The 26,643-nt window shown below is 63.3% G+C and carries 22 protein-coding genes and 4 tRNA genes; 15 read left to right on the top strand and 11 right to left on the bottom strand.

The window, feature by feature from the left end:
* Positions 1–327: 327 nt before the first annotated feature.
* The 7 genes from LV28_RS33655 to LV28_RS33685 all read left to right on the top strand — a co-directional run bounded on the left by LV28_RS33655 (position 328) and on the right by LV28_RS33685 (position 8,255).
* A complete protein-coding gene (locus LV28_RS33655; protein WP_023595470.1) occupies positions 328–2,097 on the top strand; it encodes an acetolactate synthase 3 catalytic subunit in 1,770 nt (589 codons plus the stop codon).
* 90 nt (positions 2,098–2,187) lie between these two features.
* The gene (ilvN, locus tag LV28_RS33660; RefSeq protein ID WP_023595471.1) at positions 2,188–2,679 is read left to right on the top strand and encodes an acetolactate synthase small subunit; all 492 of its coding nucleotides are present in this window, start codon (positions 2,188–2,190) and stop codon (positions 2,677–2,679) included.
* Between the two features lie 81 nt (positions 2,680–2,760).
* The gene (ilvC, locus tag LV28_RS33665) at positions 2,761–3,777 is read left to right on the top strand and encodes a ketol-acid reductoisomerase (protein WP_023595472.1); all 1,017 of its coding nucleotides are present in this window, start codon (positions 2,761–2,763) and stop codon (positions 3,775–3,777) included.
* Positions 3,778–4,074: 297 nt separating this feature from the next.
* Entirely contained in the window at positions 4,075–4,710 is a 636-nt protein-coding gene (locus LV28_RS33670) for a phosphatidylserine decarboxylase (protein ID WP_025248997.1), read from the top strand.
* Positions 4,711–4,729: 19 nt separating this feature from the next.
* Positions 4,730–5,605, top strand: coding sequence for a CDP-diacylglycerol--serine O-phosphatidyltransferase (pssA, locus tag LV28_RS33675; protein ID WP_023595474.1), 876 nt, complete (start codon positions 4,730–4,732; stop codon positions 5,603–5,605).
* A gap of 202 nt (positions 5,606–5,807) precedes the next feature.
* Positions 5,808–6,293, top strand: a complete 486-nt coding sequence (gene lysM / locus LV28_RS33680) for a peptidoglycan-binding protein LysM (protein ID WP_023595475.1) — start codon at positions 5,808–5,810, stop codon at positions 6,291–6,293.
* Positions 6,294–6,710: 417 nt separating this feature from the next.
* Positions 6,711–8,255 (top strand): 2-isopropylmalate synthase, encoded by a 1,545-nt coding sequence (locus tag LV28_RS33685; RefSeq protein WP_023595476.1) that lies wholly within the window; start codon positions 6,711–6,713, stop codon positions 8,253–8,255.
* Positions 8,256–8,416: 161 nt separating this feature from the next.
* Here the strand turns inward: LV28_RS33685 and LV28_RS33690 are convergent, their stop codons facing one another.
* Complete coding sequence (locus LV28_RS33690; RefSeq protein WP_025248999.1) at positions 8,417–9,016, bottom strand: hypothetical protein; 600 nt, start codon at positions 9,014–9,016, stop codon at positions 8,417–8,419.
* 218 nt (positions 9,017–9,234) lie between these two features.
* Between LV28_RS33690 and LV28_RS33695 the strand changes: the two genes are divergently transcribed.
* The 7 genes from LV28_RS33695 (at position 9,235) to LV28_RS33725 (ending at position 14,358) form a co-directional block, all read left to right on the top strand.
* Complete coding sequence (locus LV28_RS33695) at positions 9,235–10,509, top strand: branched-chain amino acid ABC transporter substrate-binding protein (RefSeq protein WP_038617880.1); 1,275 nt, start codon at positions 9,235–9,237, stop codon at positions 10,507–10,509.
* 269 nt (positions 10,510–10,778) lie between these two features.
* Positions 10,779–11,048, top strand: coding sequence for a 30S ribosomal protein S15 (rpsO, locus tag LV28_RS33700; protein WP_023595479.1), 270 nt, complete (start codon positions 10,779–10,781; stop codon positions 11,046–11,048).
* A 303-nt stretch (positions 11,049–11,351) separates the two neighbouring features.
* Positions 11,352–13,508 carry a polyribonucleotide nucleotidyltransferase gene (gene pnp, locus LV28_RS33705; RefSeq protein WP_023871630.1) on the top strand — a complete coding sequence of 719 codons (2,157 nt, stop codon included), beginning with the start codon at positions 11,352–11,354 and terminating at the stop codon, positions 13,506–13,508.
* 185 nt (positions 13,509–13,693) lie between these two features.
* A tRNA-Ala gene (locus LV28_RS33710) sits at positions 13,694–13,769 on the top strand.
* 163 nt (positions 13,770–13,932) lie between these two features.
* Positions 13,933–14,008, top strand: a tRNA-Glu gene (locus tag LV28_RS33715).
* Between the two features lie 97 nt (positions 14,009–14,105).
* Positions 14,106–14,182: transfer RNA gene (locus tag LV28_RS33720), tRNA-Asp, on the top strand.
* A 99-nt stretch (positions 14,183–14,281) separates the two neighbouring features.
* Positions 14,282–14,358, top strand: a tRNA-Asp gene (locus LV28_RS33725).
* Positions 14,359–14,610: 252 nt separating this feature from the next.
* Here the strand turns inward: LV28_RS33725 and gudD are convergent.
* The 9 genes from gudD to wrbA all read right to left on the bottom strand — a co-directional run bounded on the left by gudD (position 14,611) and on the right by wrbA (position 24,727).
* Complete coding sequence (gene gudD, locus LV28_RS33730) at positions 14,611–15,939, bottom strand: glucarate dehydratase (protein WP_369798645.1); 1,329 nt, start codon at positions 15,937–15,939, stop codon at positions 14,611–14,613.
* Positions 15,940–16,217: 278 nt separating this feature from the next.
* Complete coding sequence (locus LV28_RS33735) at positions 16,218–17,567, bottom strand: MATE family efflux transporter (protein WP_023871628.1); 1,350 nt, start codon at positions 17,565–17,567, stop codon at positions 16,218–16,220.
* Positions 17,568–17,588: 21 nt separating this feature from the next.
* The gene (locus LV28_RS33740) at positions 17,589–19,319 is read right to left on the bottom strand and encodes an ArnT family glycosyltransferase (RefSeq protein ID WP_023595483.1); all 1,731 of its coding nucleotides are present in this window, start codon (positions 19,317–19,319) and stop codon (positions 17,589–17,591) included.
* A 307-nt stretch (positions 19,320–19,626) separates the two neighbouring features.
* Complete coding sequence (locus tag LV28_RS33745; protein ID WP_023595484.1) at positions 19,627–19,893, bottom strand: type B 50S ribosomal protein L31; 267 nt, start codon at positions 19,891–19,893, stop codon at positions 19,627–19,629.
* Between the two features lie 150 nt (positions 19,894–20,043).
* Positions 20,044–20,895, bottom strand: coding sequence for a M90 family metallopeptidase (locus tag LV28_RS33750; RefSeq protein ID WP_023595485.1), 852 nt, complete (start codon positions 20,893–20,895; stop codon positions 20,044–20,046).
* Between the two features lie 195 nt (positions 20,896–21,090).
* Entirely contained in the window at positions 21,091–21,456 is a 366-nt protein-coding gene (locus tag LV28_RS33755) for a hypothetical protein (RefSeq protein WP_023595486.1), read from the bottom strand.
* A 637-nt stretch (positions 21,457–22,093) separates the two neighbouring features.
* Positions 22,094–23,515, bottom strand: coding sequence for an FAD-binding oxidoreductase (locus LV28_RS33760; protein ID WP_038617877.1), 1,422 nt, complete (start codon positions 23,513–23,515; stop codon positions 22,094–22,096).
* Between the two features lie 69 nt (positions 23,516–23,584).
* Positions 23,585–24,001, bottom strand: a complete 417-nt coding sequence (locus tag LV28_RS33765) for a DUF2069 domain-containing protein (RefSeq protein WP_029753874.1) — start codon at positions 23,999–24,001, stop codon at positions 23,585–23,587.
* Positions 24,002–24,139: 138 nt separating this feature from the next.
* Positions 24,140–24,727, bottom strand: a complete 588-nt coding sequence (wrbA, locus tag LV28_RS33770) for an NAD(P)H:quinone oxidoreductase (RefSeq protein ID WP_023595489.1) — start codon at positions 24,725–24,727, stop codon at positions 24,140–24,142.
* A 259-nt stretch (positions 24,728–24,986) separates the two neighbouring features.
* Here wrbA and LV28_RS33775 point away from each other — a divergent pair, with 259 nt between their 5' ends.
* On the top strand, positions 24,987–26,306 hold the full coding sequence (locus LV28_RS33775) for a YihY family inner membrane protein (protein WP_023595490.1): 1,320 nt from the start codon (positions 24,987–24,989) through the stop codon (positions 26,304–26,306).
* Here the strand turns inward: LV28_RS33775 and LV28_RS33780 are convergent.
* Positions 26,303–26,626, bottom strand: coding sequence for an Mpo1-like protein (locus tag LV28_RS33780; RefSeq protein ID WP_023595491.1), 324 nt, complete (start codon positions 26,624–26,626; stop codon positions 26,303–26,305). The two genes, LV28_RS33775 and LV28_RS33780, sit on opposite strands and share 4 nt — an antisense overlap.
* Positions 26,627–26,643: the final 17 nt, after the last annotated feature.

A 26,643-nucleotide genomic window follows, 5' to 3' on the forward strand; every position in this document is an offset into this window, starting at 1 on the left:
GCTTTGCGTCGCCTCATGTGAGGACAGCCCCCCGGGGGCGACGGATTCCTATGATGTGAAGATTGTGCACCAGCATGGGGCGTTGCGGGGGATTCGGCGCGAAGGCCGTGGTGGCGGACTTCGCACTCATGCTGCAAATGCATAAACATGCTTGACCATTTTGCTGCGAACCGGTAAGGTTGCCAGTTCGCAATATCTGTGATTGTCTCAATATCGGCACGCCTATCCGGGGTGCCTATCATTCAGACGCGCAGCTTGAGCCCGAACCACAAGTTCGCGGGGAGAGCACCCGATCAAAATTTTTGCCGAAACTTTGAAAGGTCGACGATGAACATGCCAAGCGCGGAATTCTCCGAGGCGGAAGCTACACGCCACCAAAATACTTCCGAAGACATGATCGGCGCCGAAATTCTCGTGCGCTCGCTTCAGGAAGAAGGGGTCGAACATCTGTGGGGTTATCCCGGCGGTTCGGTTCTCTACATCTACGACGAACTCTACAAGCAGGACAAGATCCAGCACATTCTGGTGCGCCATGAGCAGGCAGCCGTCCACGCGGCCGACGCTTATTCGCGTTCCACCGACAAGGTCGGCGTGTGCCTCGTGACGTCGGGCCCCGGCGTGACCAATGCGGTCACCGGCATTGCCACGGCGTACATGGATTCGATCCCGCTCGTGATCATCACCGGGCAGGTGCCCACGGCCGCGATCGGCCAGGATGCCTTCCAGGAGTGCGACACGGTCGGCATCACCCGTCCGTGCGTGAAGCACAACTTCCTCGTGAAGGACGTGCGCGATCTCGCCGCCACGATCAAGAAAGCCTTCTATATCGCCAGGACGGGCCGTCCGGGGCCGGTGCTGGTCGATATTCCCAAGGACGTGTCGAAGGCGCGCTGCCGCTTCGAGTATCCGAAGTCCGTGTCGCTGCGCTCGTACAGCCCGGTCACGAAGGGACACTCGGGGCAGATCCGCAAGGCCATGAGCCTGCTGCTCTCGGCCAAGCGTCCCTATATCTACACCGGCGGCGGCATCATTCTGGCCGACGCGTCGAAAGAACTGAACCAGTTCTGCGATCTACTCGGCTACCCGGTGACCAATACGCTCATGGGCCTGGGCGGGTATCGCGCGAGCGATCCCAAGTTCCTCGGCATGCTGGGCATGCACGGCACGTACGAAGCCAACATGGCCATGCAGCACTGCGACGTGCTCATCGCCATCGGCGCGCGCTTCGACGACCGCGTGATCGGCAACCCGGAGCACTTCTCCTCGAACGCCCGCAAGATCATTCACGTCGATATCGACCCGTCGTCGATTTCCAAGCGTGTGAAGGTCGACATTCCGATCGTCGGCGACGTGAAGGAAGTGCTGCGCGAAATGATCGAGAACCTGCAGACGGCCGAGCATGGCCCGGACACCGCGGCGCTCGCCGACTGGTGGAAGCAGATCGAGCAATGGCGCTCGCGCGATTGTCTCGCGTTCGATCGCGAGAGCGAGATCATCAAGCCCCAGCACGTGGTCGAGACGTACTGGAAGCTCACCGACGGCGAAGCCTTCGTGTGCTCGGACGTCGGTCAGCACCAGATGTGGGCCGCTCAGTACTATCGCTTCAACAAGCCGCGCCGCTGGATCAATTCCGGCGGACTCGGCACGATGGGCTTCGGCCTGCCGGCCGCGATGGGCGTGAAGATGGCGCATCCCGATGCCGAAGTCGCGTGTATCACCGGCGAAGGCTCGATCCAGATGTGCATCCAGGAACTCTCGACGTGTCTGCAATACCGCACGCCGATCAAGATCCTCTCGCTCAACAACCGCTACCTGGGCATGGTGCGTCAGTGGCAGCAGATCGAATACAGCAAGCGTTACTCCAGTTCGTACATGGACGCGCTGCCTGACTTCGTGAAGCTCGCGGAGGCGTACGGGCACGTGGGCATGCGCATCGAGAAGTCGTCGGACGTCGAGCCGGCGCTGCGCGAGGCGATCGCCCTCAAGGACCGCACGGTATTCATGGATTTCCAAACGGATCCCACCGAGAACGTCTGGCCGATGGTCCAGGCGGGCAAGGGCATCAGCGAGATGCTGCTCGGTTCGGAAGATCTGTAAGACGACGAGGCGCGTGCGCGCCGCCAGCGGCTGCCGGCATCGCCGGCGCACGGGCGCGACGTCCCAAACCAGGACAATCCGGGATACACCATGAGGCACATTATTTCTGTTTTGCTCGAGAACGAGCCGGGCGCGCTGTCGCGTGTGGTCGGCCTCTTCTCGGCGCGTGGCTACAATATCGAGACCCTCACCGTGGCGCCGACCGAAGACCGGTCGCTCTCGCGCATGACGGTGGTCACAACGGGCTCCGACGATGTCATCGAGCAGATCACCAAGCACCTGAACCGCCTGATCGAGGTGGTGAAGGTGGTGGATCTGACCGAAGGCGCGCATATCGAACGTGAGCTGATGCTCATCAAGGTTCGCGCCGTGGGCAAGGAGCGGGAAGAGATGAAGCGGATGTCGGATATTTTCCGCGGCCGCATCATTGACGTTACCGAAAAGACCTACACGATCGAACTCACGGGGAATTCGTCGAAACTCGACGCCTTCATCGAGGGACTGGATCGTACGGCGATTCTCGAGACGGTTCGTACCGGCGGCTCGGGCATCGGACGCGGCGAGCGCATCCTGAAGGTCTGAGCGGTAGCGGCAACGCGGTAAGCGGATTTCGATCCAAATTCTGATTTCAGTTATTTTTTTGGCATTACGGGACAATTCCAAATGAAAGTTTTCTACGACAAAGACGCCGACCTCTCCCTCATCAAGGGCAAGCAAGTCACCATCATCGGTTATGGCTCGCAAGGCCACGCCCACGCGCAGAACCTGAAGGACAGCGGCGTGAACGTGACGGTCGGTCTGCGCAAGAACGGCGCTTCGTGGAACAAGGCGGTCAACGCCGGCCTGAACACCAAGGAAGTGGCGGAAGCCGTGAAGTCGGCCGACATCGTCATGATGCTGCTGCCCGACGAGCAGATCGCCGACGTGTACAAGAACGAAGTGCACGCCAACATCAAGGAAGGCGCAGCCCTGGCCTTCGCACACGGCTTCAACGTGCACTACGGCTGCGTGATCCCGCGTGCCGATCTCGACGTCATCATGATCGCCCCGAAGGCCCCGGGCCACACGGTGCGCTCGACGTACTCGCAAGGTGGCGGCGTGCCCCACCTGATCGCCGTGGCGCAAGACAAGTCGGGTGCTGCCCGTGACATCGCGCTGTCGTACGCAGCCGCCAATGGCGGTGGCCGTGCCGGCATCATCGAGACGAATTTCCGCGAAGAGACCGAAACCGACCTGTTCGGCGAACAAGCCGTGCTGTGCGGCGGTACGGTCGAGCTGATCAAGGCCGGCTTCGAAACGCTGGTCGAAGCGGGCTATGCCCCGGAAATGGCCTACTTCGAGTGCCTGCACGAACTCAAGCTGATCGTCGACCTGATCTACGAAGGCGGTATCGCCAACATGAACTACTCGATCTCGAACAACGCCGAGTACGGTGAATATGTCACTGGCCCGCGCGTCGTGACCGAAGAGACGAAGAAGGCCATGAAGCAATGCCTGACCGACATCCAGACGGGCGAGTACGCCAAGTCGTTCATTCTGGAAAACAAGGCCGGCGCGCCGACCCTGATCTCGCGTCGCCGTATCACGGCCGAGCACCAGATCGAGCAAGTGGGCGGCAAGCTGCGCGCGATGATGCCGTGGATCGCCAAGAACAAGCTGGTCGATCAGTCGAAGAACTGATTTCGACACGCCTCGCGGCACGTACGCGTCGGTATTGCCGGGCGCACGTGCCGCGAGCGTTGTCCAGTTGGGGCCGTCTGTTTTGTCGTAGCCAAGGCTATGGCAACACGGGCGGCCTTTTTCATTGTCCGCACGCCGTGGTGGGCCGGGCGCTGCCCTGTGACGTCGGTATGGCGTTTGGGGAAAAAGTGCCGCCGCGGCGCGCGCATTGTTACAATGCCGCCACGTCAACGGTTCGGCTCGATGCGGACCGAACCGCTCACTCAACTGTATTGCCAAGGACGCGAACTCAATCGCATGCATTATCCACACCCGATCATTGCCCGCGAGGGCTGGCCCTTTCTGGGTGTCGCCGTTGGCATCGCGCTCGTGGTGCATTTCATGTCCGGGGTGTTGTGGGCCGCGCCGTTCTGGGTGATCGCCCTGTTCGTCCTGCAGTTCTTCCGTGATCCGCCGCGCGAGGTGCCGCAGCAGTCGGGGGCCGTGCTCTCGCCGGCCGACGGCCGGGTCGTGGCGATCGAAACCACACAGGACACCTACGCAGGTCGTGAAGCGCTGAAGATCAGCGTATTCATGAACGTCTTCAACGTGCACTCGAATCGTGCTCCGGTTGACGGCACGGTGACCAAGGTGGAATATTTCCCCGGGCGTTTCCTCAATGCCGATCTCGACAAGGCATCGCTCGAGAACGAACGCAACGCCCTGGTGATCGACGTGGGTGGCCAGATCGTCACGAGCGTTCAGGTGGCCGGACTCATCGCCCGCCGCATTCTTTGCTACGTCAAGGCAGGCGATACGCTCGCGCGCGGTCAGCGATACGGTTTCATCCGTTTCGGTTCACGCGTCGACGTATACCTGCCGCTGGGGTCGCGCCCGCGCGTGGCCATCGGCGACAAGGTGTCGGCCACCTCGACGATCCTCGCCGAACTGTAAGCCCGTCACGGAGGTACTGATGCCGGAAAACCATCGCGGCCGCTTGCGCAACAACGTAAGGCACCTCTCGCCGTTCGGCCGCAACAAGCCATCTTCTGAGCCATTGATGAACGAAGACCAAGACCCGCATCTGGAGGACGAACTTCCGGTGCGCCCGCGCAATCGCGGCATCTATCTGCTGCCGAATGCCTTTACCACGGCAGCCCTGTTCTGCGGCTTCTTCGCGATCGTTCAGGCGATGAACGACCGCTTCGAGCAGGCCGCGATCGCGATCTTTTTCGCGATGGTGCTCGATGGCATGGACGGACGTGTCGCCCGCATGACCAACACGCAGAGCGCCTTCGGCGAGCAATACGACTCGCTCTCCGACATGACCTCTTTCGGCGTGGCGCCGGCGTTGGTGATGTACGAGTGGATCCTGCACGAGATCGGCAAGTGGGGCTGGCTCGCCGCGTTCGTCTACGTGGCGGGCGCGGCGCTGCGGCTCGCGCGCTTCAATACGAATATCGGCGTGGTCGACAAGCGCTTCTTCCAGGGGCTGGCCAGCCCGGCGGCGGCGGCGCTGGTGGCGGGCTTCGTCTGGATCACGATCGACAACAAGTTGCCCGTGAACGTTTTCTGGATGCCCTGGGTCGCCTTTGGCCTCACGATCTACGCCGGCATGTCGATGGTCTCGAATGCACCGTTCTACAGCGGCAAGGCGCTCGACGTGCGCCAGCGCGTGTCGTTCGGCGTGGTGCTGCTCTTCATGGTCGGCTTCATTCTGGTGTCGTCCGATCCGCCGCTCGTCCTGTTCGGCATGTTCTGCCTGTACAGCATTTCCGGATATGTCCTCTGGGCATTCCGCTTCCTGAAGGGCCGTCGACAGCGGATCTTCGGCGAAGTCGACGAGTAACGGCATCAGTGCAAGGGGCGTCTGCGTACGCCCCTTGTCACCTGCGCCTGTCAATGTTGTCAGGCGACCCCGCAGGCAGATGTTGTAGTCTTGAGGCGGGTAAGTCGCAGCATCCCCCCGTGGCCCGGACACGCCGTGGCGACTCTGGCCGAACCGGCGCCGTTTCCGCAGTTTCGCAGTTCGACGTAAGCAAGGAGCAATCATGGGCATTCTGGACTTCGTGAAGGAAGCAGGTCAGGCACTCCTGGGCAGCAAGGCGGAAGCCGCCGAGCCGCCCGCCCCGGGCCCCGACGCAGATGAGGCGAATCGGAAAGCGGCCGATGCCATTCAGAACTACATCAACACGCAAAACCTGAACATCACCGGGCTGACCGTGACGTTCGACGGCGCGACTCGCACGGTGTCGGTATTCGGCGTGGCCGCGGATCAGGCCACGAGGGAAAAGGCATTGCTTTGCGCGGGCAATGTGAAGGGCGTGGAGAAGGTCGATGACAAGATGTCGGTCTCGACGGCCGAACCCGAGTCGCGCTATTACACGGTCGCCTCGGGCGACACGCTATCGGCGATCTCGAAGGCGCAGTACGGCGACGCGAACAAGTACAACGTGATCTTCGAGGCGAACAAGCCCATGCTGAGCAGCCCGGACAAGATCTACCCCGGGCAGAAGCTGCGCATTCCGCCGCTCTGATCCCGCGACATTGCGCCAGTCGCCCGCCCGGCCCGGTGTCGGGCGGTTTCGTTTCATGTGACCTCGCGCGCCCGTCGATATTGGGCTGGCGGCCCGTGCCCGCGTTGCGAAAACACCCGATTGGGACTATATTGGCGCTCATGATTTGAGGCGTCATCCCGGCTTCGGGCCTTCCTCTCGCACCGCCAATGCCATGCCGTATTTCCGCCTTCGGGCCGGCCATGCCTGCGCGCGTCGCGCGCTGATCCCCTCCCGGTAGTTGCCTGCGCATTCGACGATTGCGCCGATGTTGCCGCGATGTCACGTGGCGCGCGGACGGCGGTCGTCAGGGGCGGGGCGATCGCGGGCCCGCGGATGCGCCGACCTCCCGACATTCAAAACAATCCGAACCTTACGAGATCCCCACAGGAGAGAGTCATGGCCGACAAGCTGATCATTTTCGATACGACCTTGCGCGACGGCGAACAGTCGCCGGGCGCGTCGATGACGCGCGATGAAAAGATCCGCATCGCCCGTCAACTGGAGCGTCTGCGGGTCGACGTTATCGAAGCGGGTTTCGCGGCCAGCTCGAACGGCGACTTCGAGGCCATCCGGGCCATCGCCGGCATCGTGAAGGACAGCACGGTGTGCTCGCTCGCACGCGCCAACGACCGCGATATCGCGCGCGCCGCCGAAGCGCTGAAGGGTGCGAATTCCTCGCGAATCCACACCTTTATCGCCACATCGCCGCTGCACATGGAGAAGAAGCTGCGCATGAGCCCGGAGCAGGTGCTCGAGCAGGCGAAGCTCGCGGTGCGTTATGCGCGTCAATTCACCGACAATATCGAGTTCTCGCCGGAAGACGGCAGCCGCTCCGATCTGGACTTCCTGTGCCGCGTGCTCGAAGCCGTGATCAGCGAGGGAGCGACGACCATCAACGTGGCCGACACGGTCGGCTATGGCGTGCCTGAACTCTACGGCCAACTGGTGCGAACGCTGCGCGAGCGCGTGCCGAACTCGGACAAGGCGGTGTGGTCGGTGCATTGCCACAACGACCTCGGCATGGCCGTGGCGAACTCGCTGGCAGGCGTGAAACTGGGCGGCGCGCGCCAGATCGAGTGCACGATCAACGGGCTGGGCGAGCGTGCGGGCAACACGTCGCTCGAGGAAGTCGTGATGGCGCTCAAGACCCGCAAGGATTACTTCGGTCTGGAGTTGGGCATCGACACCACGCAGATCGTGCCGGCATCGAAGCTCGTCTCGCAAATCACGGGGTTCAATGTGCAGCCGAACAAGGCGGTGGTGGGCGCCAACGCGTTCGCGCACGCCTCCGGCATCCACCAGGACGGCGTGCTCAAGGCGCGCGACACCTACGAGATCATGCGCGCGGAAGACGTGGGCTGGACCGCCAACAAGATCGTGCTGGGCAAGCTCTCGGGCCGTAACGCGTTCAAGCAGCGGCTGCAGGAGCTGGGCATCGAGATGGAGTCGGAGCAGGACGTGAACGCCGCGTTCACCCGTTTCAAGGAATTGGCCGACCAGAAGGCCGAGATTTTCGACGAGGACATTCTGGCCATCGTGTCGAACGAAGCGCAGGCCGAAGGCAACGAGCACTTCTACCTCGTGTCGATGGCCCAGCACTCCGAAACGGGCGAGCGTCCGAGCGCGCGCGTGGTGTTTACCGCGCAAGGCAAGGAGCTCGTCGGCGAGGCCGAGGGCAACGGACCCGTCGACGCGGTGCTCAATGCCATCGAATCCCAGGTGCAAAGCGGCGCCGAGCAATTGCTGTACTCGGTCAATGCCATCACGACCGGCACGCAGTCGCAGGGCGAAGTGACGGTGCGGCTGTCGAAGTCGGGCCGGATCGTGAACGGCGTGGGCACCGACCCGGACATCGTCGCGGCGTCGGCCAAGGCCTATCTGTCGGCGCTCAACAAGCTCTATTCCAAGGCCGAGAAGCTCAACCCGCAACTCACGCCGTAATGTCCGGGGCCGCCTGTACGCCGCGATCGGCCTCAGTCGGAGCAGTAGATGCAGTCGCGGTGTCGTGAATGCCGACGTGGGAAAAACGCCCGCATCCCGGAGTCCGGGATGCGGGCGTTTCGCATTGGGCGGCGCAGGGTGGGCGCAGCCGCCCGTGAGTGTCAGAACAGCGTGTTGTCGCGCCGCTCGTGCAGTGGGTCGGGGCTCACCTGCATGGTCCTGAGCACGCCTTCAGGGTCGAAGTAGAAGTTCATCATCGAGAACCAGGCACCGTCCTGCTTGTAGCGATATGTCCAGACGTCACGATGCATGCGCGCAAACGCGCTGGTCTCGACCGGCTCGCCGTAGTGATGGAGCACGTCGGTTTTCGTCCATTTGTCGACCAGGGCCTTGTTGAATTCTTCCGTGGAGAGCACCTGGGCGGTGCTCAGCAGGCGACCCTGGGCGTCGAAGTCGGCGGCAATCGTTTCCTCCCCGAAAGGCTTGGTCGGATACAGCCAGCGGGTCACGCCCGGTGTCAGCGGATAGACTTCCGGCGGTTTGCCGAGTCGTGCCTGCACGTCGGCCTGTGACATGTTGGGCGTGAGTTGCTGCCAGGTCGGCGTGATGCACGCGGTGAGCGACGCCGCGAGGGCGCCCGTCGCCAGCCAGCGCGCCACCATGGCGGTCGCGGCGTAGCGCGCGAGGTGGGCGGTGCGAGAGCGGCGCGGCAACGCGATCGCTTCGGCGACGTTCGCAGGTGCCCGGAGAGGATGCGTCATGGGTGGCCTCGCATGATGGGGGAGGTTCGTGGGAAGCGGATTGCCGACGCGCCTCGCCCCGGGGTGCCGAGCGCTTTCGGGGCGCGGGCACGAGGGCTTGGGGCGTTGGCGCGCCATGCCGATAGCATACCGCCGCCCGGGTCGTCGCGGGGCGCGTCGGCTTGCCGCGTGGGGAGTGGGGCGTTATGATGCGCGCCGAGAGAGTTACTGGGGTCTCGATGAAAGTTCAAGTCTTGCTGGCGCGCTCGTGCGCGATGCTGTGCGCCGTCGGTCTGCTGGCGGTGTCCGGCCTGGCACAGGCCGCGCCGCCGATCCGCTTCGCGCTGATCGAGGGCATGAGCGGCCCGTTCGGCAATGCCGGCGCCATGGTCGAGCGGAACCTGCGCTTCGCCATCGACCGCGTGAATGCGCGCGGCGGCGTGAAACTGCGCGACGGCGCCCATCCGCTCGAATTGACGGTCTTCGACAGCAAGGGCGGCGTGGAGGACAGTCTGGTGCAACTCAAGGCGGCGGGCGACCTCGGCATCCCGTTCGTGTTGCAAGGCAACAGCTCGGCCGTGGCTTCCGCGCTGATCGACGCCATCAACAAGCGCAACGCCCGCGAACCCGGACAGCGCATGCTGTTCTTCAACTATTCGGCGGTCGATACCGCGCTGACCAACGAACAGTGCAGCTTCTGGCACTTCGCGTTCGATGCCAACGCCGCCATGCGCATGCAGGCGCTGACCGAGGCCATCAAGGAAGACGCCGGCATTCAGAAGGTGTACCTGCTCAATCAGGACTACAGCTTTGGCCGGCAGGTTGCGGGGCTGGCGCGCGAGATGATCGGCGCGAAGCGGCCGGACGTGCAGATCGTCGGTGAGCAGTTCAGCCCGGTCGGTCGCGTGAAGGACTTTACGCCCTACCTCGCGCGCATCCGCGCGGCCGGAGCCGACACGGTGGTCACGGGAAGCTGGGGCAACGACCTGACACTGCTGGTCAAGGCCGCGCGCGAGCAGGGCATGGAGCTCAAGTTCTACACGTTCTACGGCAACGCGCTTGGCGCCCCGGGGGCGCTGGGTGACGCGGGCGTGGGGCGGGTATATGCGGTCGCCGAGTGGCATCCGAACGTGGGAGGCGAAGCGTCCGATGCGTTCTACAAGGCCTTCCGTGCCCGATATCCCGACGCGCGCGACGATTACGCACTGCTTCGCATGAGCGTGATGATCGACATGATCTCCGCGGCGCTGGAGCAGGCGGGCACGATCGACGTGACGACGGTGGCGCGTGCGCTGGAGAATCGCCGGATTCGCGAGGCGCCCGCCGACGCCTGGATGCGCGCAAACGATCATCAGATGATCGAGCCGCTGTACGTATCGGTGATGCGCCGCGCCGGCGAACCGGGGGTGAAATTCGACAACGAGGGTTCCGGCTACGGATTCAAGACCGTCATGGAACTGCCCGCGAGCAAGGTCGCGTTGCCGAGCACGTGTCGGATGGCGCGCCAGCGCTGACGGGCAGTAAACGTCGATTTGTCGCAATTTTCGGAGTAATTCGGCGAATTTGACTCGATTGTTCCGGATGTTTGGCGAATCTTGGCGCGCCGGCAGGCCTGCCGGCCCCGCCGGTCAAGGCAAAGCGCGGAAAAATGTGGCGTCGCGACGTCGACTCCCGTATAATCGCGCACTTGCAGTTTTGTTTATGTGCGACCTCGTTGCACATGTTTTTGTAAGTTCACGGCACGGCCATTCTTCCGTGACCGCGTGTATTCAAAGGAAAGACAATGTCGAACGCAGATATCAAGAAGTCGGACGTCGTGGCGCAATTCGCCCGCACCGCCAATGACACCGGCTCCCCCGAAGTTCAGGTTGCGCTGCTCACCACGCGCATCAACGAACTGACCCCGCACTTCAAGGCCCACATGAAGGATCACCACAGCCGCCGCGGTCTGCTGCGCATGGTGAGCCGTCGCCGTAAGCTGCTCGACTACCTCAAGGGCAAGGATGCGGACCGCTACCGCGCCCTGATCGAGAAGCTGGGCCTGCGTAAGTAAGCGATTGCGATTACGACGAGATGCCTGTATCAGCGTGCTGATGCAGGCATTTTGTTTTTGGGCGGTGCCGGATTCGACGCGAACGACGCGTCTTTCGGACGATCAACCTGGCGAAGTGCCGGGTTCCCGGTTTACGGGGCCTCGTCGGCAAGCAGGGCTTGTGTCATTCCAGGGTCGCATCAGACATGCACGGCAGTCGGCCGAGCAACGCTGGAATGGCATAACACTCCCCCCTGTGAGGCGTCGGGATCACCCCGGCAGCGATATCGCGCCGCTGCTGCATTCGCGCGATTCGATATAGGAGTGCAAATGTTCAATAAAGTCGTGAAGTCTTTCCAATGGGGACAGAACACGGTTCGCATGGAGACCGGTGAGATTGCTCGCCAGGCCTCGGGCGCCGTGCTCGTCGACATGGACGATACCGTCGTGCTCGCCACGGTCGTTGGCGCCAAGAATGCCAAGCCGGGTCAGGATTTCTTCCCGCTGACGGTCGACTACCTGGAAAAGACTTACGCCGCCGGCAAGATCCCGGGTGGCTTCTTCAAGCGTGAAGGCCGTCCGTCGGAAAACGAAACGCTGACGTCGCGCCTGATCGACCGTCCGATCCGCCCGCTGTTCCCGGAAGGCTTCTACAACGAAGTTCAGGTCGTGGTGCAGGTCGTCTCGCTGAACCCGGAAGTGCCGGCCGACATTCCGGCCCTGATCGGCGCATCGGCCGCACTGGCCATCTCGGGTCTGCCGTTCAACGGCCCGGTCGGTGCCGCGCGCGTGGCGTATGTCGACAGCCAGTACGTGCTCAACCCGTCGCGTGACCAGATCGCCAAGTCGAAGCTCGATCTGGTCGTCGCCGGTACGGAGCAAGCCGTGCTGATGGTGGAGTCGGAAGCGCAGGAACTGCCGGAAGACGTGATGCTGGGCGCCGTGGTGTTCGGTCACGAGCAAATGCAAACGGCCATCAACGCCATTCACGACCTCGTGCGCGATGGCGGCAAGGCCGAGTGGGATTGGGCCCCGGCCGCCAAGAACGAAGCCCTGATCGCCCAGGTGGCCGCGCTGGCAGAAGGCCCGCTGCGCGCCGCTTACCAAACCCGTGAAAAGCAGGCCCGCACGCAACAGCTGCGCGCCGTGACCAGCGACGTCATCGCCAAGCTGGGCGAAGCCGCGAGCGCCAAGGGCGAAGCGGCGCCGGACGACATCGACGTGGGCAACATCCTGTTCGATCTGGAATCGAAGATCGTGCGCAGCCAGATCCTCGCGGGCGAGCCGCGTATCGACGGTCGCGACACGCGCACCGTGCGTCCGATCACGATTCGCACCGGCGTGCTGCCGCGTGCGCACGGCTCGGCCCTGTTCACGCGTGGCGAAACGCAGGCGCTCGTGGTGGCCACGCTGGGCACCAAGAGCGACGAGCAGATTATCGACGCGCTGCATGGCGAATATCGTGATCGCTTCATGCTGCACTACAACTTCCCGCCGTTCTCGACGGGCGAGACCGGACGTGTGGGTTCGCCCAAGCGTCGTGAAATCGGTCACGGCCGTCTGGCCAAGCGCGCGCTCGTGGCTTGCCTGCCGAGCGCCGACGATTTCGGTTATACCGTGCGCGTCGTGTCGGAGATCACCGAGTCGAACGGCTCGTCGTCGATGGCTTCGGTTTGCGGCGGCAGCCTCGCCATGATGGATGCCGGTGTGCCGATGACCTCGCCGGTCGCCGGTATTGCCATGGGCCTGATCCTCGAGGGCAACAAGTTCGCCGTGCTCACCGATATTCTCGGCGACGAAGATCACCTGGGCGACATGGACTTCAAGGTGGCCGGCACGTCGAATGGCGTGACCGCGCTGCAGATGGACATCAAGATCCAGGGCATCACGAAGGAAATCATGCAGGTCGCGCTGGCGCAAGCCAAGGAAGGCCGCCTGCACATCCTCGCCAAGATGACCGAAGCGCAGTCGGGCGTGCGTACGGAGCTGTCGGAATTCGCGCCGCGCATGGTCACGATCAAGATCAACCCCGAGAAGATCCGCGATGTGATCGGCAAGGGTGGTTCGGTGATCCGCGCGCTGACGGAAGAGACGGGTACCAGCATCGACATTTCGGACGACGGCGTGGTCACCATTGCCAGCCCGAGCGCGGAAGGGATCGCGGAAGCGAAGCGTCGCATCGAGTTGATCACCGTGGAAGTCGAAGTGGGTCAGGTGTACGACGGTACCGTGCTCAAGCTGCTCGAGTTCGGTGCGATCGTGTCGGTCCTGCCGGGCAAGGACGGTCTGCTGCACATCTCCGAAATCGCCAACGAGCGTATCAAGGACATCAACGAGTACCTCAAGGAAGGCCAGTCGGTGCGCGTGAAGGTGATCCAGCAGGACGACAAGGGTCGTCTGCGTCTGTCGCACAAGGCGCTCACGGAAGAGGAAAAGCAGGGTGGTCCGGCGCTGGTCAAGCGCGAAGGCGACGCCCAGTAATTCCGGTTGTCGGCAGGTCACGAGGCGGCGCGCCAACGCGCGTCGCCTTGTAAGGAAGACGGCGGCTCTCGCGAGCCGCCGTTTTTTTCATTTTTCGCACGGATTCGCAAAATAATGCGGAAAAAATGCGGGTGAGGTATTTACAGGAAAAGGGATTGTCATTAGAATCTCATTTCTCTGTTCGGGGGGGTATAGCTCAGCTGGGAGAGCGCTTGCATGGCATGCAAGAGGTCAGCGGTTCGATCCCGCTTACCTCCACCACGGATTCGGAAGCTTGATATTCAAGCGCATCGAAACAGCAAGATTCTTGCAAAAACGATGCGAAAAACTTGAAAATAAAGCTTCACAAGCGAAGAAATGTTGTTTAGAATAGCGTTCTTCGCGAAATGCAGTAAAGCGAAACAGACAAAGTTTTGACGATTTTGTCCCCTTCGTCTAGAGGCCTAGGACATCACCCTTTCACGGTGAGTACAGGGGTTCGAATCCCCTAGGGGACGCCAGAATTGGTGCCGGTAGCGAGTCGGTATCAGTTTGAAAATGCCAGCAGTTTGTGGCGTAAAGCCCGCTGAAAGTCAGGCGGGTTTTTTTGTCGGTTTTGGAGCGGTAGTTCAGTTGGTTAGAATACCGGCCTGTCACGCCGGGGGTCGCGGGTTCGAGCCCCGTCCGCTCCGCCAAAACCTTCGAAGTTCGGTGATTTGCGCGTGAAAATGCTGCAATGCCGAGCGAAAAGCAGGAAAGCAAAGCGATTGACCTCGTGATGCTGTAGCAAGTTTGGAGCGGTAGTTCAGTTGGTTAGAATACCGGCCTGTCACGCCGGGGGTCGCGGGTTCGAGCCCCGTCCGCTCCGCCAAACGAAGAAAGCCCAGGCTAACGCCTGGGCTTTTTTTTATCTCCGCTGTTCTCTTCATGCCCCCGCTGTCGAAGGCCCGATCAACGGCTTTCGAATATTTGAGAAGCAAATTTTCCCGCTTCCATCCGCTCGCAAGGTCGAGCGCGGAATTTTCGCGCTGATCCCACTGAACGCGCAAAATTGACGCATCGGGATGCCGCGAAGGGCCCGGGCAGCGAATTCTCGTATCGAGATCCTTCCTGGCGGTGCTTTTCAGCGGACCAGACACGGTCGTTTCGGGTCGAATTTCCAGTTCGGAATGATCGATTGCATCGCAACGCTGTCGTCCCGAGCCCCCAATCCGTGCTCGAGGTACAGTGCGTGTGCCGCCTGAACCGCCTCCATATCAAGGCTAACGCCGAGTCCAGGTGCGGTCGGTACCCTGACGTTGCCGTCGATGATCTGCAACGGATCTTTGGTGAGGCGCTGTCCATCCTGCCAGATCCAGTGTGTGTCGATCGCGGTGATCTTGCCCGGCGCCGCCGCGGCGACGTGCGTAAACATGGCGAGCGAGACGTCGAAGTGGTTGTTCGAGTGCGATCCCCAGGTCAGGCCCCAGTCATGGCACATTTGCGCGACTCGCACCGAGCCCTGCATTGTCCAGAAATGCGGATCGGCCAGCGGGATGTCGACGGATTGCAGCTGAATCGCGTGGCCCATCTGACGCCAATCCGTTGCGATCATGTTGGTAGCCGTCGGCAGCCCGGTGATGCGACGGAATTCCGCCATCACTTCGCGGCCCGAATAGCCGTTCTCTGCGCCGCATGGGTCTTCGGCATAAGCCAGCACATCGTGCTTGTCGCGACACAGACGCACTGCCTCGGAAAGTGACCATGCGCCATTCGGATCGAGCGTCACGCGCGCCTTCGGGAAGCGTTTGGCGAGCGAAGTCACCGCTTCGATCTCGGCATCGCCTTCGAGCACGCCGCCCTTGAGCTTGAAGTCCTGGAACCCGTAACGCGCGTGTGCGGCCTCCGCCAGCCGCACGACGGCATCAGGTGTCATCGCGACTTCCGTGCGCACTCGCTCCCAGTCGTCGCGCGCCATGCGATTGTCTGCGTAAGGGAGATCGCTGGCATGGCGATCGCCAATGAAGAACAGATAGCCGAGCATCGCGACTTCGCTGCGCTGTTGCCCGTCGCCCAGCAGCGCGGCAACCGGCACTTCGAGATGTTGCCCGAGCAGGTCGAGAAGGGCGGCTTCCAGTGCCGTAACGGCATGAATCGTCGTGCGAAGGTCAAAGGTCTGCAGGCCGCGACCCGCAGCGTCGCGGTCGGCGAAAACGCGCCGTGTCTGGCCGAGAATGGCCTGAATATTGGCGATCGACTGACCGACGACATAAGGACGCGAATCGTCGATTGTCTGGCGTATCGCTTCGCCGCCGGGGACTTCGCCAACCCCCGTGTGGCCCGCACTGTCTTGCAGAATGACGAGATTGCGAGTGAAGAACGGTCCATGGGCGCCGCTCAGGTTCAGCAACATGCTGTCGCGGCCGGCAACGGGAATGACGCGAAGATCGGTAACGATGGGGGTTCGGCTCATGGTGGATGTGAGAGCGGGCATGAAGGTCGATGGCAGTGATACATTTGTTGTATGTCGTCAGACAACATTCTAGGGAATGCTGTTGAGACTGCCTTTGGGGGTATACCCGATTTCCCTGAGATTTAATGCGGGAAGACGGCGATAAGATCCTGATGTCGCACCATCTGAATGCCGGCACATGTTTCCATGTGTTGTCGTACAACGTGCGGCTCGTTGAGATGGAAAGGTGGTTTGGTTGCTGACTGACCGTCGAGGTCTCGGCGCTGGAGCCTGCGTCGTCAGCCTTTGATGCGTACGACCCAGCGCAGGTAAAGGAGCAGACCGAGGGCGGCGACACCCAGGCTCGCACTGTTCGCGAACCAGAAGCCGGCGGCGCCGTGAAGCCATGCCGGCGACATTCCGCCGACATCGAAACCCAATACATAGCCGCCACCCAGGCCAACGCCCCAGAGCGACAGCGCGTAGATAACCGTGGGCACCACGGCGACCTTCCACGCGCGGAGCACGAAGACCGCGGTCACTTGCAGCGCATCGAACACGTGATACAGGGCAACGATCGCGAGCAGCGGGGTCGTGACGGCGGCCACGAGCGGGTCGGCGGTGTACGCGGCCAGGATCAACGGGCGGCCGATCCACATGAGCGTTGCGAGCAGCACGCCCAACATGCCGGCAAACTCCACGCCCCTGCGTCCGACCCGGCGAGCCAGCGTAAAGTCGCGCGAGCCGATCGCCTGGGCGGTGAGCGTCGAGGTCGCAATGCCGATCGACATCGGCAGCATATACATGAGCGCACCGAGGTTTGCGGCAATCTGATGTCCGGCGAGCGTAACGTCGCCCAGGCGTGCAATGAAGATCGCCATGAACGAGAACGCCGTCACCTCGATCAGGTAGCTCAGCCCCATCGGCACGCCGAGCTTGAGCAGAGCGCGAATGGCATGCCAGTTCGGCCAGCAGAATCGCGCGAAGATGCCGAACTCGCGGAGCTTGGCGTGACGCGCCATGAGCGTGAGTCCCAGTGCGCATGACACCCAATTGATGGAAGTCGTGGCAATGGCGCAACCGGTACTGCCGAGCGCCGGAATGCCCAGGCGCCCGACGCCGTAGATCAGCGCGAGGTTCAGAGGGATTTTCAGCGCAAGCCCCGTCACCTGAATCGCCATGACGATGCGCGGCAGACCGACCGCCGTCGACAGCGAGGAATACAGTCGAAAGAGCAGCGCCGCGGGCAGGCCGAAGGCTAGCGTCTGCAGATACGCGCTCGCTCTCGCCTCGAGTTGCGGGGTCGCCTCGGAGAGCTGCAGAATGAACTGCGGATGCGACAGGATGAGTACACCCGGCACCGCGAGGAACAGGGCCAGCCAGAAGCCCTGACGCACTTCCTCGCCGATGGCGTCGCGCGCGCCGCCGCCGAACAGCTGCGCGACGATCGGCGAGAGCGCCACGAGAATGCCCATCAGCCCGACGTACACGGAAATATAAATGGAGCCGCCGAGTGCGAGCGATGCGAGATCGAATGCTGAGGCGCGCCCCACCATCGCGGTGTCGATCACGCCAAAGGCGATGACCGCCAGTTGGCCGACCAGCACCGGCCAGGCCAGCCCGGCAATGCGTTTGATGTCATGCCACATGCTGTCGCGCATCGGCTCCGGTCAGCGTGGCCGCGCGGCACGACGCCACGGACGCTCCTGCAGCACGTAGAGACGGAAGCGCTCGTCGCGGTCGGCCGCACGGCGGCCTTCCCACAATTGGCGCCACTCGTAAGGTGCGAGCGAGAGCGGTTCGCTGTAATCTTGCGAGTCCTGGCGTAACAGCACGTCGCAGTCGTCGTCGGCCGAGCCGAAGTGCATCTTGCCGAAGTAGGCGAACGACGCCAACTGTGCATCGCCCACGCGCGCAGTGCGAATGCATGTGTAATCGGCGGGAAGATGCGCGGCGATCTGTGCGGCAACGTCGCGATACGTCCGGCCGTAGTTCACGACCGGCAGCCACAGCGTCATGAGCAGCACCCACATGAGCGTGGTGCCTCCCGAGGACAGCACGACGCTGCGCCACAGCACCTTGGGGCTGCGCGACACGCGCCAGGCCACCAGTGCGACCCAGGCGCCGGTCACGATCAGCGCACTTATCAGCGTGATCCAACTGAACTCGGGCTGAAAGCCCGGCACCAGGCGACGCAGGTTACGCGCCGTGGACGCCGGAAATCCGGTAATGCCGGCGAGCCACACGATCCAGACGAAGCCGGCCAGCACGGTAAAGGACAACACGGCAAACCAGTCGATGGCGTTGACCGTGCCGCGTTTGAGCGTGGGCAGGCCAAACGCGGCGATGATCGACAATGCCGGTAGCGCGAGCATGAAGAGCTGGTTGCCCTGATGCGCCTGAAGCACGATCAGCACCAGTATCACGATGGCGAAGGCCAGTGCGATCGCGATGTGTGGGGCGCGTCGCATACCGCGCCATGAGTACAGGGACCAGGCGGCCAGCGGCCACGCCGGCCAGGCGAACAGCGCGAGGTTTTTCGCGATATAGCTCAGCGACGCGAGCGATGGGCCGCTGAACGTATCGACGCCGATGTCCGCCCACTCGCCGAGCCATTGCCGCGCGCCATCGGCCAGTTTCAACGCGGCGAGCGGCCAGGTGCAGGCGATGAGCAGTGCGACGGGCGTGGCCACCAGCAGCAGCATGCGCAGCGGCAACTGGCGACACACGATTGCCGCAGCGATGCCGGCAATCCATAGCGAGAGCACCATCATCGGCGACGAGGCGAGCGCCATCCCGCCGAGGGCAAGACCGAACCACATGGCGCCCTGGCGCGGCTTGTCGAGACTGCGCACCAGACCGTAGATGGCCATGGAAATCAACGTGAGCTGACCGACGGTGGACGTCGTTTCGTGGCCGCGTTCGGCCAGGCCGAAGCAGGCAAGCAGAATCAGCAGGGCGCCGTCGGCGAGGGTACGTCCGTAGTCGCGCGGCTCGGGTTCGCCGCCGAAGGCATACTTGAACGGCTGGACTTCGGGCCGACGGCCCAGCAAGTACGTGCCGTACCAGATGAAGGTGCAGGTCGCGTAAAAGCAAAGGCCGGTGACGACGCGAGCGGCGTCGGGTGCGTCGAGCCACGAGAAGGCGCGAATGGCGAGCGCTCCGAGCCACGAGACCAGCGGCCCGCTGTCATAAATGGGTTTGCCGGCGATGTTGGGCAGCAGCCAGTCCGACAGGTGGCCGTGCGCCATCGTCCACATCACGCCGAAGCCCGCTGCATCCTCGTTTTTCCACGGGTCGCGACCGAACAACCCCGCCAGCACATAGATGACGCAAATGGCGATGAGCAGCGAGCGGGGCAGCGCGCTGGTGGCGGAGGCAGTGATGCGAACTCGTTTCATAGGCGATACGGCAAGCCCGGCGCACCGGCCGGATGGGAAAACTCAGGAGAAGAGCCGGAACCGGCCCGAGGGTGAAGCCTGGGTGATGCTCAGGGTGCGCCCAAGGGAAAACTCGGGCGTACTGCGAAAGCCGACAGTATGACAGTAACCGGCATTTCGGCGCAGGCCAGACCCAAGAAAAAAGGGCAGCCTTAGCTGCCCCTTTCCAATGCCTTTCGCAACGCCGCGGAGGTGTTCCGCATGCCTTGTGGCCCGCTGACTGCTCTCGGGCCCGGCACTGCGTTGTCTGGCGCGTCGCCGGTGAAACTCAGGCGATCTTGCCGCCGGCGCGATTGCCGAACTTCTGACGGAACTTGTCGACACGGCCGGCCGTGTCCATGATGCGCTGTTCGCCCGTGTAGAAGTTGTGAGAAGCCGACGACGTATCCATCTTCACGAGCGGATAGGTCTTGCCATCCTTCTCGGCCGTTTCCTTGGTCTGGATCGTCGAGCGGGTGATGAACTCGAAGTCGACGCCGGGCGTCATGTCGCGGAACAGGACTTCGCGGTAAACCGGGTGGATGCCTTCTTTCATGATGTACCTTGGGTTAGATCGGTAGCCAGTCTGCGCGAGCCCCTTGGCCCGCTAACGCCGTCGCCGTCTTGCGACCGGGAAGGCGCCAACCACTTTCCGGGTGAGTAAAACGCGCATTATGCCATGAAAACAACGACTTTCGCAAAGTTTTCATGGGGTTGCGCCGGGGCGCGGCGCCGACGTGCCCGGCACCCCGCCGCCGCCGTCGGCCGGGGCGGCCGGATCTTGCAGGAAGTAGCGCGAAAACAGAGTGTACAGGGCCGGGTATTCGTCGCGAAACGCTTCCGGTGCCACAAAAAAAGCCTCGGCACACACGGCGAAAAACTCCGACTCGTGTTCCGTCGCATAGGGGTCTAGGAGCGACGTTGCGCAAAACGCCTCCCAGCGATCGTCCGGTACGTTCGCCACATGGTGGCAGAACGCCTCGTAGGCCGGGTCGAACACGTCGCACCATGCTTGCGTCGTCAGGTCGCCATGCAGGCGGCGCAACATCGGCGGCACGCCGTCCGCTTCGCCGCCTTCCATGTCGATCTTGTGGACGAATTCGTGAATCACCACGTTGTACGCGAGGACATCGCTCGCTTGCACGTCTTGCCATGAGAGCAGCACGGGGCCGCCTTCCCAGGCTTCGCCGCTCGCCTCCTGTTCGACGTCGTGAACCACGCCCGCGTCGTCCTGCACCGTCTTGCGAATCAGGAATTCGCCCGGATAGAGCACGATGCCGGTCCATCCGCGATAAAGGGCGCTTGGCAGATGAAGAATCGGCAGGCAGGCCTGAGCGGCCACCGAAACGCACATGGCTTCGGTCAGCACCAGGTCGTGCGCGGTGGAGAAGTGCTTGCTGGCGAGGAAGTCGGTCGCCAGATGACGCAACTTGTCGAGATCGGCGGCGCTGCGGCGTGCCAGAAACGGCAGGGCCGCCACCACTTCCTGCCATATGGCATCGTCGATTTCCGGGCGGCTGGGCGAGAGCTTCAGGCGAGCAAGCAGAGTCTTGAGCATGGCGGGAGGAGCCGAAGTTGCGTGATGGCGTGGCGTCGTGCGGCGAGGGGGCCGCGAGCCGATGTCACGCCGATGGCGCCTCGATTCTAATTTAGCGGCGTGCGGAGTGCCGCAAAGATCGCGTTGCCTTGCACTGCCGCGGACTGTGCCGTGACGGCGTCGGCACGGGGCCGGGGCGCGCGCGACAGTGAGCGTTCAGCGCGGTACGAGCTCCGGCGCCGTTTCCCAGCGAACGGCGCGAACACCTGGCGTGTCGCCGAGCATCGAGACGAGGCGCACGAGTGCCGCGCGACGGCTGCGTTCGCAGCGCAGTACATATTCGAGCTCGAGCAGGTAGCCGCCCGAACGCTCGGTGCGGCTGGTGTGCCCGGGGGTGAGTCTCTCGCTGCGGAGCTTATGCCGTACTTGGGCGTCGATGGCCTGGGCCTTCGAGGTGAGCGCCAGCACCACGAGGCGGTACTGCGGCGACGCGGCACTCGCGGGGCCGGTGGTCGCGGAAGTCGGCGCGAGCCGGGCGCGTGCGCGATCGAGCAGTGTGGGGATGAGCATTTGCAGCGTCATGGTGTCCTCCTGATTCAAGGGCCTGAGACGGCGACTGCCGGGGCATGGCGAGGCATGGCGCGCCAACGCTGTCGCGGTGCGGCATGACAAGGCGACGCGTGGCGCTATGCGATGCATGAAATCGACGCAAGCGTTGGCAAGCTTCGCGAGCTTGCAGGTCGGGCCGACGATGCGATGTCGGCCCGCTACAGACTCGCCAAGCGTGCCCCTTGCCGGACATGCGGACATATCCGGCAAACGGTGAACTGCGGTCAGGGGTGCGGGAAATACGGGATCGCCGTTGCTGCTGGGGCCGACCTCCCGGTCGGTCCGTCAATGCGATCGGTGCACTACCACTGCGGTGTCGAGCCCGGCAGCGGCAGTCGGAGACGACTGCGGGTTACCGGGCCAACGCCTCGCCGGTCATTGCCGACGCTTGCGTGCTACTAGAGCAACTGCCCACGGAAAACTCCGTCGTGATGAGAAAGACGTGATTTTAGAGGGTTGTCACGCATCTGTAAAGCAAATGAGGGGATTTTGCAGTCATTTGTCGCAATCTCGATGGTATTTCGGCGGATTTTGAATCGATATTGCGATTTTTGATGCGTGAGCGAGGGCGCCCGCGCCGCGTGATTGTCCGCTGGGCCCCGGCGCGGACTCAATCCGGCAGCACCTTGCCGGGATTCATGAGCCCATCTGGATCGAACGCCGCTTTCAGCCGGCGCATCAACGCCATTTCGACGGCCGACTTGTAGTGCGCCGATGCGTCGCGCTTGTATTGTCCGAGGCCGTGTTCGGCGCTGATCGTGCCGCGATGCGCATGCACGCTGTCATGGACGGCGGCGCTCACCGAGGCCTGATACTGATCCAGGAAGCGTGCGGGATCGACCCCGGGCGGCGCCATCACGTTGTAATGCAGATTCCCGTCGCCAAGATGGCCGAAGGTGACCATGCGCGCGCCGGGCGCGATGCGCTGCACGATCGGATCGGTCGCGTCGAGAAAGGCCGGAACCTGTGACACGGGCACGGCGATGTCGTGCTTGATGTTGAGCCCGGTGGCCGACTGCGCGAGCGGGATGCTCTCTCGCAAATGCCAGAGCGCATTCGATTGGGCGAGACTGTTCGCGACAATGGCGTCGCGCACGATGCCGTCGTCCGCGGCGGCGTTGAGCAAGCGCTCCAACAGGTCGCGGGCATGGGTTTCGTCCTCGATGTCGGAGAGTTCGAGCAGCACGGCCTGGGGATGCGATTGCGCGAAAGGATAACGCTGCTGAGGGAAGACCTGCGCCACGAGTTGCAGGCAGAAGTCGGACATCAACTCGAAGCCGGTAAGCAACGGTCCGGCCATGCGCTGCGCCAGATTGAGCAAGGCCAGCGCCTGCGCCGGGCTATCGAGCGCGGCGAGCGCTGTCGTGCGGGCGGCGGGTTGCGCGAAGAGTTTGAGCGTCGCGGCGGTGATCAGCCCGAGCGTGCCCTCCGCGCCAACGAACAGGTCTCGCAGATCGTAACCGGTGTTGTCCTTGCGCAGCCCGCGCAGGCCGTCCCACAGTTCACCTTGCGGCGTGACGACTTCCAGCCCGAGACACAGCTCGCGCGCGTTGCCGTAACGCAGCACGGCGGTGCCGCCCGCGTTCGTGGCGAGGTTGCCGCCGATCGTGCAACTGCCTTCGGCGGCCAGGCTCAGCGGGAAAAGCCGCTGCACCGCGGCCGCCGCGGCTTGGACGTTGGCGAGCAGGCAACCGGCTTCGGCGGTCAGCGTCATGTTTGCGGCGTCGACCTCGCGAATGCGGTCGAGGCGGCGCAGGCTGATCACGATCTGGCGGCCGCTGTCGTCGGGGGTCGCACCGCCGACGAGGCCGGTATTGCCCCCTTGCGGCACCATGGGCACGCGATGCATGTGGCACAACCTGACAATGGCGGCGACCTGTTCGGCGTTCGCGGGGCGAACGACCGCCAGTGCGCGTCCGGTGTAGCGTTTGCGTTGATCGGTCAGATAAGCCACGGTGTCCGCGGTGTCGGTCAGCACATGGTCGTGGCCGAGCAGGTCGCGACAGGCCGTGAGCAAGCGAGCGTCGTTCATGACAGGCGGGGCGTTGCGCAAATGTCACGCGAGGGCGCGGAAAGGCGTGTGGTGAACATCGCGTAAGGGCTATCGGGTGACGGCGGCACGCGCCTTTGCCGCGCGCTTGAAGGGGCGCAGGTAAAAGACGGTCGCGAAAAAGAAAATCACGCACAGCGCCGTTTCGATCCACGCGAGCGTGGCGGACGCTCCGGTGTCGGACATGCCGCGCACCACGCCTTCGGCGAGGAACAGCAGAATGAACATGCTCGACCACTGGAGCGTATACAGGTCGCCTCGCAGCACGCCTCGCAGCGGTAGCAGCAATAGCAGGGCCTTGAGCACCAGCCACGATCCCCCTGGGCGCAGCGGCGCGAGCCACAGCTCCCATGCGACGGACAATGCGATCAATGCCAGCAGGCTCGCGATGCTGATCCGGCGCAGCAATGGCGAGGCGCCCGACGATACGCTCGTCGCTGATGGACTTGTGGTCGGGTCGGGCGGCATGACAGTCATGGATGGGTCTCGTGGGCCGGCGCTGCGGCGCTGATAGCGCGTATTGCGCCGGGGCGGCATGTCGGCCATGCCGGGCTCTTGATCGGACATGCGGCTTCGCGCCTCGCCGCAAGCGTCAGGCGCACGTCCTCATTCTGCCAGCTTGCAGGCGGCGCGTGCGAGTCGCGCACCCAGCGCCGACGCCAGTTGACGTTCGTCCGCGGACAGCGGGTTGCCATCGTGTGCGAAGTGCGTGGCGCCATAGGGGGAGCCGCCGGTGCGGGTGCTCGAGAGCGCCGGTTCGGTGTACGGCAATCCCATGAGCAGCATGCCGTGATGCAGCAGCGGAATCATCATCGAGAGCAAGGTGCTCTCCTGACCCCCATGCAAACTTGCGCTGGAGGTGAATACGCAGGCCGGTTTGCCCGAAAGCGCGCCGGAGAGCCATTGCGGCGTGGTGCCGTCGAGGAAGTACTTCAGCGCGGCGGCCATGTTGCCGAAGCGCGTGGGCGAGCCCAGGGCGAGTCCGGCGCATTCTTCCAGATCGCGCAATTCGACATACGGCGGCCCGCTGTCGGGAATGTCCGGCGCGGCGGCCTCGCAGACGGTCGATACGGCGGGAACGGTGCGCACCCGCGCCTGAGCGCCGGGCACGCTGTCGATGCCGGCGGCGATACACTGCGCAAGTTGTGCCGTGGTGCCGTGGCGGCTGTAGTACAGGACGAGGATTTCGGTCATGAAGTCGATTGGGCCGCGCCGTGGCAGGCCGCGCGCGCGAGCTGGCTGGCGTGCCGGTAAACCGCCCGTAAACCTGGGGCTTGAGTGAAAAGCGAACAAAAAGTGCGGGTATTATAGGGCGTTCCCGGTGCGGTAACGGATCGGGCGCAGCGAGTGATCTCCGGTCCGGTATCCCGACCGGTCTTGCGACCCCTCACCCTCTGTTGTCGCCCTGTGCTCCGGCCGGTTGTGCGTCGCCGTTTTCTTTGAGGAGCCCGATTTGCCCAAGGTACCCCGTGTAAACTGGAACAACGTTCGACAACTGCTGCGATACGCGTTGGCGCGGGCGCAGGACGACCGGATTCCGCAAGTGGCGGGGAGTCTCACGTTTACCTCGATCCTGTCGATCGTGCCGCTGTTTGCCGTGACCTTTGCGCTGTTCACGGCCTTCCCGATCTTCAATTCGTTTCGCGACGCGCTGCAGGGGTTCCTGCTCGAGCACCTGATGCCCGAGAGCGTCAACGCGCAGATTTTCAAATACCTGAACCAGTTCGCCTCGAAGGCGACGGGACTGACGGCGTTCGGTCTGGTCGGTTTGCTGGTGACGGCCGTACTTACGTTGATGACGATCGAGTCGGCGTTCAATGTGATCTGGCGGGTGCCGCGACCACGTCCGCTCGCGCAGCGACTGATCATCTACTGGAGTCTGCTCACGTTGGGGCCGCTGCTGTTCGGCGTGAGTCTGTCGATCAGTTCGTATATCTTCACGCAGTCGATGTCGCTGGTGAGCACCATGCCGCCCGCGGTGGCTTCTCTGCTCAGTCTGATCCCGCCGGCCCTCACAAGTGTGGCGTTCATGCTGATGTATGTGTACATGCCGAATTGCAAGGTGGAGTGGCGCGACGCGCTCGTGGGCGGCATCGTCGCCGCGATCGCGTTCGATCTGACCAAGCGCGGCTTCGGCATGTACATTCGCCGGTTCCCGACCTACACGGCGGTGTATGGCGCATTTGCCGCGGTGCCGATTTTTCTGCTGTGGGTGTATCTGTCGTGGCTGGTGGCACTGCTCGGCGCCACGATTACATCGGTGCTGCCGGCCTTGCGCCTGGGACATTTTCAGTATCCGCGCTTTCCCGGCAGCGACCTGCTCGACGGCCTGACGCTCATCTACCTGCTCAATCAGGACCGTGAAGCGGGCCGCGGAGGGCTCACGACCCAGCAGCTCGCGCGGGCCATGCGCACCAGTCTCGAGCACGCCAACGACCTGCTCACGCGTCTCGAGCGGATGAGCTGGGTGGGCAGGCTGTCGATGCAACCGCCTGCCGAGCGCTGGCTGCTGCTGGCGAACCCGCGCAAGACCACGCTGGCACCACTGGTCGCGCAACTGGCGCTCAATGTCGACGAATTGGCGCGGCAACTGGAGCGCCATGCGCTCGATGGCGCGCACGTGGCGGCGATGCTTCGCGAGGGCAATTGGGACGTGCCGCTCGCCGACGCGCTTCCTTGCGACATCGGGGCCGATGACGCCACTGGGCAATGTGGCGACGGCCGTGTCGATGCGGCGAACGGCATGCGCGGCGCCAGTAACGCGGGGCGCTAAAGCTTGATTCGCCCGAGGCAGATGTCCCGAAACATGACCCAGTCGCCCATCAGGCTGTAGAGCGGGTGACGAAAGGTGGCGGGGCGGTTCTTCTCGAAGAAGAAGTGCCCGATCCAGGCGAATCCGTAGCCGCATACGATGGCGGCGGGCAGCCACCCCATATTGCCGGTCACGGCGAATGCCACGACAAAGGCGATCACGCCCCACGAACCGGCGAAGTGCAGGCGGCGGCAGACGGGATTGCGATGCTCGCCGAGATAGAACGGATAGAAGTCCGCGAACCGGTGAAACGCCGGTGCGCTGTCGTGCGTATTTCGCATGGCGAACCTCCTCGCTT

Origin of the sequence: Pandoraea pnomenusa (genome assembly GCF_000767615.3) — a bacterium.
Classification (GTDB): domain Bacteria; phylum Pseudomonadota; class Gammaproteobacteria; order Burkholderiales; family Burkholderiaceae; genus Pandoraea; species Pandoraea pnomenusa.